Consider the following 10,703-nt stretch of genomic DNA (forward strand, 5'->3'; position numbering starts at 1 on the left):
CGAAGTTCCTGTGAGGATTCCATTCGTCCATGATGATGCAAAAACAATGCCCGACAAGTGGATCCGTTTATTATCTTTCGGGAACAGTGTTCTACAGTACACGGACTAATACTGTAGAAGTGATTTTACATATCTCGAAAAACTTCAAAAAAACGAAGTTTTTTAAACATGCCTTCTTATACTTCTCGTTGCTTTACTGGATCTGTTATAAAGCTGTTTAATCCAGACAATGATTGGATTATATTACCTTCATCGACAGAAATCATCATACGAGCAACGAGAAATTTGGGAAACATAATTTTTCATAGATTATTGGGAGTTACCCTTTTAGTACTTAAATCTTAAATATACAATAGAATAATAAAATTAAAGGATCAAAAACTAATAAATTATGCTTTCATTCAATTTGTTCATACTTTTGAATAAAATTATAGATAGCTCCTATTAAGTTGGCATCATTTCTAAAAGCACATAATTCAATTGCTGGTCTAAACGGTGGAACACGTAACCGCCCAAATAAAGCATCCATTTCTTCATTGATTTTTTCAATTAAATCTGCTTGATTGGAGACACCTCCTCCAATCAATAACACCTCCGGATCAAATGAATACGCTAGATTATATAATCCCCGGACTAAATAATGATAAAATGTCTTCACTTCTTCTTGAGCAATTATATCTCCTTTTTCTGCCAGTTTGAATACTTGTTCTCCACTAACCGTATTTGTCGGTTGATTTGTCCGTTTAGCATACCTTCTTGCCATGGCTACTGCAGTTCCCAGCTCACTGAATGTTCGCTCTCCCTCTAACAGCATAAATCCAAACTCACCACCTAACAAGTGATGCCCGTGTTGAATCTCTCCATTAATAATGATAGCTCCACCAATACCAGTGCCTAAAACAACAAACAATACATTACTTTTATCTACTGCTGCACCTCTCCATATCTCTGCTAGTCCAGCACTATTGGCATCATTTTCAAATGTAACTGGTAGATCAAAGGCTTGTTCAAGCTCATCGTAGATTGGAAAGAAGTGAATGTAAGGAACTTCGCTTACTCCTTCAATCTGTCTTTCAATATGGTTAATCGCTCCTGGAGCCGAAAAAGCAACTCCATAAAGCTCATACTTTTTTTCAAATGTCTCTTTTATTTGTACTAGTTTATCCTTTAATTCTTCCCAGCTCTCAGGAGTAAGAAAACTATTTTTTTCTTTTAATTGTTCTTCATCCCAGATAGCATATTTCACAGAGGTTCCGCCTATATCAATTGTTAACAAGCTCATTCTCACCCCTCCTTTAATCAAACGAAGCATTAAATGAAAATGCTTTCTTTGTTATTATAACACTGATTTATTTCGATTAAAATAACTCATATTTGTTTTAAATTTTTCATTTCAACATCAGTTACTACCAAGTAGCAACCTGTCCATCTGCACGAGATTCTGTTGCACCAATAAGTACTCCATTATCATCCCTAAAAATAATCTCTCCTCTTCCAAACAAGCCTTTGGTAGGAACTATAGAAACTTCGTGTCCTCTCCTGATTAAATCTTCAATAGTTCTCAGTGACATTTGTGGTTCAACTGACACTTTTTTCTTTTCATCCCAATGCCACCTTGGAGCATCTAACGCATCTTGCGGGTTCAAATGAAAATCAATTAGTGAACTGATTACTTGAAGGTGGGCTTGAGGCTGCATATGTCCTCCCATGATTCCAAAAGGCCCGACAGGTTTATTGTTTTTAGTAATAAACCCTGGAATAATTGTATGAAATGGCTTTTTACCAGGTGCTAATGTATTTGGATGATTTTCTTCTAACGTGAATCCACATCCTCGGTTCTGTAAACTCACACCATAATCAGGCACAACAGTACCAGAACCAAACCCCATATAATTGCTTTGGATATAAGAAACCATGTTTCCTTCTGCATCAGCGGTACAGAGATAAACAGTACCAGACTGATCTTTTACTCCGGATTTTGGATCAAGTGCTGTTTGACCAATCAATTCAGCTCGTTCTTTTGCATAAGTTTTAGATAGTAAACGATCAACCGTTTCATCCATATGCTTCATATCCGCAATTGTAGCTTGTCCATCACTGAAAGCTAATTTAATCGCTTCTATTTGCTTATGAATCGTTTCAGGATCGTCCTTTGACTTTAATTCGATATTTTCTAAAATAGATAATGCCATTAATGCGACAATTCCTTGACCATTCGGCGGCATTTCCCAAATGTCATATCCTTTATAATTTGTCATAATGGGTGCTATCCATTCTGGTTGATATGTGGCCAGATCGGTTTTTCTCAAGAAACCCCCATGTTTTTTTGAAAACCTGTCAATAGCTTCCGCTATCTCTCCTTTATAAAACGCATTCCCTTCAGTTTCTCCTATTAATCTCAGCGTTTTAGCGTGTCCTTTCGATGACCATATTTCCCCTGGTTTTACAGGATGTCCATTTGGCGTAAAAGTTTCAAACCATGTTTTTAATACTGGAATTTCATTGACTTTCTCACTTAATATTTTAAAAGTTCTTTCCCAAGCCTGAGCTACAGTACTAGTGACGGGAAATCCTTCTTCAGCAATCAATGCTGCTGGTTCTAGCACTTCTTTTAAAGGTAATTTCCCATGTTTTTTACTTAAAGCAACCCACCCTGCTGGAACTCCGGGTACAGTCACAGAATCAAGTCCGTGAGGTGCAATACTTTCTCCTTTTTTTAGAATAGCTTCTCTTGTCATTGCTGCCGGTGCAGGGCCACTTGCATTTAAACCGTGCATTTCCCCATCTTTCCATATGATTGAAAAGCTATCTCCTCCTATGCCATTTGAGCCCGGCTCTACTACCGTCAGTGTTGCCGCTGCTGCTATAGCTGCATCCACAGCGTTCCCACCTTTTTTCAATATATCTAATCCCGCTTGAGAAGCTAATGGATGAGAAGATGCTACCATCCCTTTTTTTCCATAAATAAGTTCTCTCCTTGAAGCATAGTGAAAGGCACTTGCATCAAATTCTGGTATTGTCATGTCTTTCTCCCCCTTATGTATCTAAGTAAAGCTCGAGAATAAAGTCTTTCAACTTTTCTCGAGCTTTACTTATTTATTTAGTTTTTTTATTTATTTTACTGAATTATTTAGCTTGAATAACTTCTATTTTGTAACCATCTGGATCCTTAATGAAGAAGTAATTCGCCGCTCCATCTGATAATCCTTTAAGATCAGTTACTTCGTAACCAGTCTTACTGTATTCTTCATGCGTTGCTTTCAAGTCATCTACGCTTATTGCAATATGACCATAGCCATTTCCAATTTCATATGGTTCTTCCTGATCATAATTATAAGTTAATTCAACTTCATAATCATCTCCTGGAAGAGCAAGATAGACTAATGTAAATTTACCGTCTGGATAATCGGCTTTTCTAGTGATTTCCATTCCTAATACATCTTTATAGAATTTAACAGATTTCTCTAAGTCTTTCACGCGAACGCAGGTGTGTAATGCTTTTTTTGGCATAATCTTTCCTCCTAATTTATATCTATACTTAATATTCTGCCCTAAAACAGGTAGCGGGTCAAGTCAAGTAATCATTGAAATACTCACTTTCACTCTTTATTATCTTTCGTATAATTCTAGTGGTAAATCATCTGGATCCTTAAAAAAAGTAAAACGTTTGTCGGTGATTGGATCAACTCTGATCGGTTCAACTTCAACTCCTTTTTTCCCTAACCAGCTGACCGCTTTTTCTATATCGTTTACCTCAAAACATAGATGTCTCAACCCTCTTGCTTCCGGCATACTAGGGCGTTTTGGAGGATCTGGAAATGAAAACAACTCGATTTGAGCACTGCCGATAGCTAAATCCAGTTTATAAGATTTACGTTCTTCTCTATAAGTCTCATTTATAACTTTTAATTCTAAAATTTCTGTATAAAATTCCTTTGATTTTTCATAATCAGAAGCAATAATAGCTGTATGATGAATTCTCTTTAACATAGTAGACTCCTCTCTATTACATCTTACTTATACCTCATTATATCGTGAACTATTCACCACTTAGCTAAAGCTTGTATTCTAAAATATTCAGCCCAGATATTTTCACTCGTATCGTTCTATCTGTCATGGTGCGTATGAGAAATAGGACAAGTTTACTCTCGAATATGCAGTGGTTTTTTGCTATCTTTATGTCCACATTCTGAACAAATTTGTCTATAGTGGAACTATTCATTCACTTTGATTATTTCATTTGCTTTACCCGCTTACTATTTCGGTTAATAATTTCTCACTACTACTATACCAAAGCAGGAACAATCGCTCAATCGTGGGTAGTGAACTACCTATAAAAAAGTGTTCGCTCATAACTATAGAGAATAGGGGACTTCTACCAGAATTAAGTTAAAAGTAAATCTTTTAAAAAAATTGGTACATTTAGATTGATAAATTTCACTTTTTGATGGATACTTTAGATGAGTTAATTATTAAGTTTTATATTCTTGAAGCATAAAACACGCTTTGAAGAACTGAAAGGGTGAGTAAAATGAGTTTACTATTAGCTATTACTTTAGTTGGATGTCTGACGATCGTTCCCCTAATCGGATTGACTTTTTTTCATGTCAACGATATCAATGAATCAAACAAAGTGAAAGTCCCCGTTCGCTATGATGACAATGGACCCAGACGTTATTCAAAATAATCTTTTAAAGAGACGGTTTCTCATGTTGAGAAACCGTTTTTTGTTTGCAATGGTTCATTTTAAACTGTATATTTATAAAAACTACCTGAACAAAGGAGGCATACGCTTATTTCGCTGATTATATTAGAACAACTAGCTATTATGTTTTTTGTTGCCCTGTTTGGATTCATTCTTGTTCGGTTAAAGGTGTTAGATATGTATGGTAGTCAGCAAATTGCAAACATGACGACAAGATTCGTTATTCCTATCGTATTAATGATGTCTTTCCAGCAAGAATACAATCAAAATCATTTATCCTTATTAACCTTTGCTTTTATAGGATCATTCCTAGTAATGATCACCAGGATTATTATGGTTTCTTTTTTGTTAAAATCTGGTACTAAAATCGATCGATATGCAGTTGTCTTCTCAAATACTGCTTTAGTGGGTATTCCTATTGTGCTACCTTTACTTGGTTACGAAGGTATTTTTTATCTTTCCATGTATATCGTTGCATCCGGTATATTTCAGTTTACATATGGTATTTGGCTATTATCTGAGGGGAAACAAACAGTTACGATAAGACAGGCCTTGGCAAATCCAGCTACAATTGGTGCTTTTGTAGGATTAGTACTCTATTTACTACAAATAACACTACCGAGCGTGATTTACAATGGATTTGATAAGATAGCTGATACTAGCTCTCCTTTGGGAATGATTTTATTAGGAGGTTATCTAGCCCGTACTAATCTAAAAGACATTTTTCTTGTCAAAAAAAATTACTGGACAGTTTTAGTGCGCCTGATTCTAACTCCATTAGTCGGTCTTGTCATGATCTGGCTACTCCCCATTCAAAACGAGTCCGTTTTGCTTGTTTTGTCTATTGCTAACTGTACTCCCACCGCCGTCAACACTGCCATGTTTTCTCAAATTTACGGTGGAGATTATGAATATGGCGCTAGACTAATTGTTTTAGCAAGTATTCTTGCAATGATTTCTATGCCGATTATGATTACCTTATCTAATTTTGTCTTATCAATTAATTGATTATAGTCTATAATAAATAATTCAGTTTAGTATCATGGATATATAAAAGAACCAGTCAAAGTTTATAAACTTTGACTGGTTCTTTTTTATGCACACGAGAGGACTCGAACCTCCACGGGGCATCGCCCCACCAGCCCCTCAAGCTGACGCGTCTACCATTCCGCCACGTATGCTAACTCATACAAAAACTATCATAACAGCGTTTTCTATACAAGTCAATTACATTTTTCGTGATTTGAAGAGTGAATTATACTAAGCAAAAACTTATTTTTTAAATTCTTCCCTTTAATTCTAATTTTCCTTTACATTTAGAACAAACATATTTTTCTGTATTGAATTTTCGTTTACGGTGAAAAACCAGCTGACAGTTCAAGCACTGATACTTCCAGAGTTGTGCTGTCTTTTGTTTTTCTCTTAAAGAAGGAACAAACCTCAGTCCATTTACTTTTTGAAGTAATTCTTTGAATTCAGGATCTTTATGCTGATGACCTCTACCGGCTATGTGTAAGTGATAATGACATAGCTCATGTTTAATTACTCCAATAAATACTTCTAACCCAAACTTTTCTAATACTAAAGGATTAAAATCTAATTCATGAGAATGTAAAAAATATCTTCCACCAGTTGTTTTCAGTCTAGTGTTAAAGGCTGCTTTATGTTTGAATGATCGATCAAAATATTCCATAGAAATGTTTTCTACCAATTTTTGTAAGGTTTCCTGATTCACTTGTTTCTCCTTTATAAAAGTGACTGCACTGCGCCTAGTGATTTATTTATTCTCTAACATCGTTAAAGCAATACGTCCTTTTTTCAGATCAACAGAATCAATCCATACTTTGACAATATCTCCAACAGCTACGACCGCACTTGGATGTTTAATATATTTATTACTTAATTTAGAAATATGGACAAGTCCATCTTGTTTAACGCCTATATCAACAAAAGCTCCAAAGTCGACTACATTGCGAACGGTTCCTTCAAGTTCCATTCCTTCTTTTAAATCTTCCATTGTCAAGACATCTGTACGCAAAAGCGGAGCCGGCATATCGTCACGCATGTCTCGCCCAGGAGCAACTAATGCTTTTACAATATCTTTATAGGTTTCAATCCCCAGTTCAGTTTCTTTCAAAACATTCTCTTCATTTATTAATTTGAATCGCATATCTAATTCTTCAGAGCCAATCTCTGATTTGCTGACACCAGCCATTTCTAAAATCAGTTTAGCTTCTTTATACGTTTCTGGATGAATTCCAGTATTATCAAATGGTTCTTTTCCATCTGGGATACGTAAAAATCCAACTGCTTGTTCAAAGGCTTTTGGTCCTAATCGTTTAACCTTTTTCAATTGGGCACGACTTGTAAACTTGCCATTTTCTTCTCTATAGTTCACAACGTTTTCAGCCGTAGTCTTCGTTAATCCTGCAATATGCTTCAATAAAGCAGCGCTTGCCGTATTAACATTAACCCCAACTTGGTTAACCACTGTTTCTATAACAAAGTCTAATTGTTCAGTTAAACGTTTTTGAGAAACATCATGTTGATATTGACCGATTCCAATTGATTTAGGATCTATTTTTACTAATTCTGCTAATGGATCCTGTAAGCGGCGTGCGATACTAACCGCACTACGTTCTTCAACTTGCAGATCTGGAAATTCTCTTCTTGCTTCTTCACTTGCTGAGTAAACAGAAGCTCCTGCTTCATTTACAATAACGAATGCTACTTCTTTTGAAACTTCTTTCAGATTTTCTGCTACAAAAGTTTCCGATTCTCTGCTGGCTGTTCCATTACCAATAGCAACTGTGTCAACATCAAATTCCTCAACTAGTTCTTTAAAGCGTTTAGCAGCTTCATTTCGTTTTTGTTGAGAAGCCGGTTTATGTGGATAAATGACATCAATTGAAAGAACTTTTCCTGTTGCATCGATAATAGCTATTTTACAACCTGTCCGATAAGCCGGATCTAAGCCTAAAATAGTCTGATCTTTCAGTGGTGCTTGTAATAACAAATTGCGAAGATTTTCTCCAAATACTTCGATTGCCTGTTCTTCTGCTTTTTCGGTCAATTCATTACGGATTTCTCTTTCAATAGATGGACCAATAAATCGCTTATAAGCATCATTAATTGCTTCTTGAATTAACTTAACAGCTGGCGTCATATCATTGACTGAAATTTCTTGTTTATACATATAATGACGGGCACGTTCTTCATCTATGTCGATAGAAACAGACAGAATACCTTCTTTTTCTCCACGGTTCATAGCTAATATACGGTGAGAAACAAGAGACTTAATCGATTCTGAGTAATCATAGTACATCTCAAAGACAGATTTTTCATCAGCTGCACTATCTTTTTCTTTGACAACAACTGTTCCGTTTTTACTTGTATAATTACGAATCCATTCCCGATATTTCGGATTATCAGAAATATATTCTGCAATGATTTCATGAGCACCAGTGATAATGGCCTCAATAGTTTCAAGATCCTTTTCTTCATCGAGGTATTTCTCTGCTTCTATATCTAATTCTGTTTCTGGGAAAGTAAGGATCCATTTCGCAAATGGTTCTAAACCTTGTTCTTTTGCAATTGTGGCTTTAGTACGACGTTTCTGCTTATATGGTCTATATAAATCTTCAACACGCTGCATTTGTACCGCTTGACGAATTTCTTTATCAAGTTCAGGGGTTAATTTGCCTTGTTCTTCAATCGAAGCCAATACATCTGCTTTTCGTTTTTCAAGGTTTTGTAAATAAGCATTTCGTTCTTCTATTTCACGAATCTGAACTTCGTCCAACGTTCCGGTAACTTCTTTACGGTAACGAGCAATAAAAGGAACTGTATTTCCGTCATTCAACAGATCCAACACTGCCGTGATCTGTTTTTTTGAGTAGTTAGTTAATTCTTTTATCAACAAGTCTAAAATTTGTTTGCTTTCAATTTCTGTCAAACTTTTTCATCTCCAATAATTATATTCAACTCTTCTATTTTAGCATAAATTTTGATTGAGTGATTGTTTAGATTGATTAGAAACAGATTTTAACTCAGTATCTATTCTAAAAAATCTCCAGAATTAGAATAGATTTCTAATTCATGGAGATTCATTATTTTCATGATGTAAGCTTTTTTTAACCAATTTTATTGATCATTTGTACTTCTTCATCAGTTAAGGTAAAGTCAAAAATATCTGAGTTTGATTGAATATGGTCTTCATTACCAGAGCGTGGGATAGGTATTGTATTTAGTTCAATAGTCCAGCGTAAAGCAATTTGTTGAGCTGATTTTTCGTATTTATCTGCTAAATTTTGGATAACAGAATGATTTAATTGTCCTTTTTTCAACGGAGAGTAGGCCATAATTATAATATTTTCATTTTCAGAAATTTCTTTTGTATCCCAATCTACGTCACCTGGTGCTAGTTTAACCTGGTTAATGGTTGGCTTAATCGTTGCACTATTCAGGAGAGGTTCTAACTCTTTTCGTGTAAAGTTAGACACACCGATTGATTTGACTTTCCCAGTATTACAAACTGCTTCCATCCCTTTCCACGTATCTATATTCACATCGTCACTGTCGGCTGGAGAATGAATTAAAAGCAGATCAATATAATCCAGTTTCAATCTATTTAAACTTTCCTCTACTGACTTTTTCACACCGTCAAAACTCATGTCTTCCTGCTCAATTTTTGTTGAAACAAAAAGATCCTCTCTTGTGACCTGATCATTGATAGCTGAATAAATTCCTTTTCCAACTTCATTTTCGTTTCCATAACTGGGTGAGGTATCGATTAAACGATAGCCTTGCTTAATTGCATAGGCAACTCCTTTTTCTGCATTTGATCCTTTTAATTCAGCTGTGCCAAATCCTAATAATGGAATCTTTTTATGATCATTCATTGAAATATGTTTTGACAAATGATTAACCATCCTGATAATCCTCCTCTTATTTTATACCTTAAGTTTAAGGAATATCTGGTAATTACTCAAAAGAAAACGCTTCGAAATTCACAATATTTATCTATTTTCTATCTAAAAATATTGTAATTTAGTAAAGATTCATTCATTTATCATTTTAGTTTCTTTCATCAGGTTTAAATATCTATAACTACAAGTGTTTTTTCTAATTGTATTTTCACATCTTTTACGCTCCAGTGCCTTTTATTTCCTAAACATGCAGAAATATAGGTTGTATCCGCTCCTTGAAAGACTTTCCTGAAATGTACATGACCCATTAAGCTATATTTAATATGAGGAAATTCTTTATATAAACTTTCATATGACTTTGCTCCTAGAAAGGCATTCGCATAATCATATATTCTATGCGGTAAAGGAACGACAAATTCTGGATGAGTGGCTACATGTGTCATCAAAATTATTTTTCTATTCCCTACTGAGATAATATCCTCTCTCAACTGATTCAGCATCTGCATACTAATAACCTGATCACTTTTACCCCAGTCTACATAATGTCGGTCATTCCAGGAAGCAAATTTGTATTTTTTCTTATCAAACTGTTCCACGGAATATTTTTCTTGGTTACCATATCCATAATCATACCATCCAGGAGTTCCCACAATTGCCCATTCTTGATTCAAACGAACTGGATGATCAACTAACGATTCATTTTTTGACTGAAAAAAGGCATCAATTTTATTTGTATCTTTTACACCTGAATAATTCATAACTCTGTATTTTAAGTAAATCTCTTAAAAAAATCATTCTCGCTTTATTTATTTTGATAACTTTTGCCCAAAACAATCTTTTTAAAGACTCTTTTCATTTTTGTAAGTGCCCAAAAATTACTTTTGTATAATTTTGGGCACACTTATCCCTTGGAACTTTTCTCTTAAATAAATAGTATCCGCTTAGTTTATACCCATGAATGGGACCGCCTCAGGCGGTCGAAGACAGCATAGAATTCTTTATGATAAACGTGATAACTAGACAGTTTAAGATAGACTTGCCTACCTGTTTGGACAAGTTTCCCGGCTACT

At 35.0% G+C, this 10,703-nt stretch carries 10 protein-coding genes and 1 tRNA gene; 2 read left to right on the forward strand and 9 right to left on the reverse strand.

Annotation, left to right across the window (positions count from 1 at the left end; all coding sequences use genetic code 11):
• Positions 1-397: 397 nt before the first annotated feature.
• The 4 genes from BM212_RS11030 to gloA2 all read right to left on the reverse strand — a co-directional run bounded on the left by BM212_RS11030 (position 398) and on the right by gloA2 (position 3,990).
• Complete coding sequence (locus tag BM212_RS11030) at positions 398-1,282, reverse strand: ROK family protein (protein WP_072694267.1); 885 nt, start codon at positions 1,280-1,282, stop codon at positions 398-400.
• A 124-nt stretch (positions 1,283-1,406) separates the two neighbouring features.
• Positions 1,407-3,023: a gamma-glutamyltransferase gene (gene ggt / locus BM212_RS11035; protein ID WP_091898557.1), complete on the reverse strand. Its 1,617-nt coding sequence runs from the start codon at positions 3,021-3,023 to the stop codon at positions 1,407-1,409.
• 103 nt (positions 3,024-3,126) lie between these two features.
• Positions 3,127-3,510, reverse strand: a complete 384-nt coding sequence (gene gloA, locus BM212_RS11040) for a lactoylglutathione lyase (protein ID WP_072694266.1) — start codon at positions 3,508-3,510, stop codon at positions 3,127-3,129.
• 99 nt (positions 3,511-3,609) lie between these two features.
• Complete coding sequence (gene gloA2 / locus BM212_RS11045; protein ID WP_072694265.1) at positions 3,610-3,990, reverse strand: SMU1112c/YaeR family gloxylase I-like metalloprotein; 381 nt, start codon at positions 3,988-3,990, stop codon at positions 3,610-3,612.
• Positions 3,991-4,531: 541 nt separating this feature from the next.
• Between gloA2 and BM212_RS12655 the strand changes: the two genes are divergently transcribed.
• Both BM212_RS12655 and BM212_RS11050 read left to right on the forward strand, forming a co-directional pair.
• Positions 4,532-4,687: a hypothetical protein gene (locus BM212_RS12655; RefSeq protein WP_156849228.1), complete on the forward strand. Its 156-nt coding sequence runs from the start codon at positions 4,532-4,534 to the stop codon at positions 4,685-4,687.
• Between the two features lie 120 nt (positions 4,688-4,807).
• Positions 4,808-5,713: an AEC family transporter gene (locus tag BM212_RS11050; protein WP_281244403.1), complete on the forward strand. Its 906-nt coding sequence runs from the start codon at positions 4,808-4,810 to the stop codon at positions 5,711-5,713.
• Between the two features lie 89 nt (positions 5,714-5,802).
• On the opposite strand, the gene BM212_RS11055 is transcribed toward BM212_RS11050, so the two are convergent.
• The 5 genes from BM212_RS11055 to BM212_RS11075 form a co-directional block, all read right to left on the reverse strand.
• Positions 5,803-5,886 (reverse strand) — tRNA-Leu (locus BM212_RS11055).
• 98 nt (positions 5,887-5,984) lie between these two features.
• Complete coding sequence (locus BM212_RS11060; RefSeq protein ID WP_072694263.1) at positions 5,985-6,440, reverse strand: SprT family protein; 456 nt, start codon at positions 6,438-6,440, stop codon at positions 5,985-5,987.
• 42 nt (positions 6,441-6,482) lie between these two features.
• Positions 6,483-8,660, reverse strand: a complete 2,178-nt coding sequence (locus tag BM212_RS11065) for a Tex family protein (protein ID WP_091898559.1) — start codon at positions 8,658-8,660, stop codon at positions 6,483-6,485.
• A 178-nt stretch (positions 8,661-8,838) separates the two neighbouring features.
• Complete coding sequence (locus tag BM212_RS11070; protein WP_091898561.1) at positions 8,839-9,636, reverse strand: aldo/keto reductase family protein; 798 nt, start codon at positions 9,634-9,636, stop codon at positions 8,839-8,841.
• A gap of 164 nt (positions 9,637-9,800) precedes the next feature.
• Positions 9,801-10,391, reverse strand: coding sequence for a metallophosphoesterase family protein (locus BM212_RS11075; protein ID WP_091898563.1), 591 nt, complete (start codon positions 10,389-10,391; stop codon positions 9,801-9,803).
• Positions 10,392-10,703 lie beyond the last annotated feature (312 nt).

This window comes from Marinilactibacillus piezotolerans, assembly GCF_900114235.1.
GTDB classification, from domain to species: domain Bacteria; phylum Bacillota; class Bacilli; order Lactobacillales; family Carnobacteriaceae_A; genus Marinilactibacillus; species Marinilactibacillus piezotolerans.

What these genes read in the sequence shown, in the direction of transcription:
- BM212_RS11070 (WP_091898561.1), bottom strand. Translation starts at nt 9,636, where the DNA reads ATGGTTAATCATTTGTCAAAACATATTTCAATGAATGATCATAAAAAG.
- gloA2 (WP_072694265.1), bottom strand. Translation starts at nt 3,990, where the DNA reads ATGTTAAAGAGAATTCATCATACAGCTATTATTGCTTCTGATTATGAA.
- BM212_RS11075 (WP_091898563.1), bottom strand. Translation starts at nt 10,391, where the DNA reads ATGAATTATTCAGGTGTAAAAGATACAAATAAAATTGATGCCTTTTTT.
- gloA (WP_072694266.1), bottom strand. Translation starts at nt 3,510, where the DNA reads ATGCCAAAAAAAGCATTACACACCTGCGTTCGCGTGAAAGACTTAGAG.
- BM212_RS11030 (WP_072694267.1), bottom strand. Translation starts at nt 1,282, where the DNA reads ATGAGCTTGTTAACAATTGATATAGGCGGAACCTCTGTGAAATATGCT.
- BM212_RS12655 (WP_156849228.1), top strand. Translation starts at nt 4,532, where the DNA reads ATGAGTTTACTATTAGCTATTACTTTAGTTGGATGTCTGACGATCGTT.
- ggt (WP_091898557.1), bottom strand. Translation starts at nt 3,023, where the DNA reads ATGACAATACCAGAATTTGATGCAAGTGCCTTTCACTATGCTTCAAGG.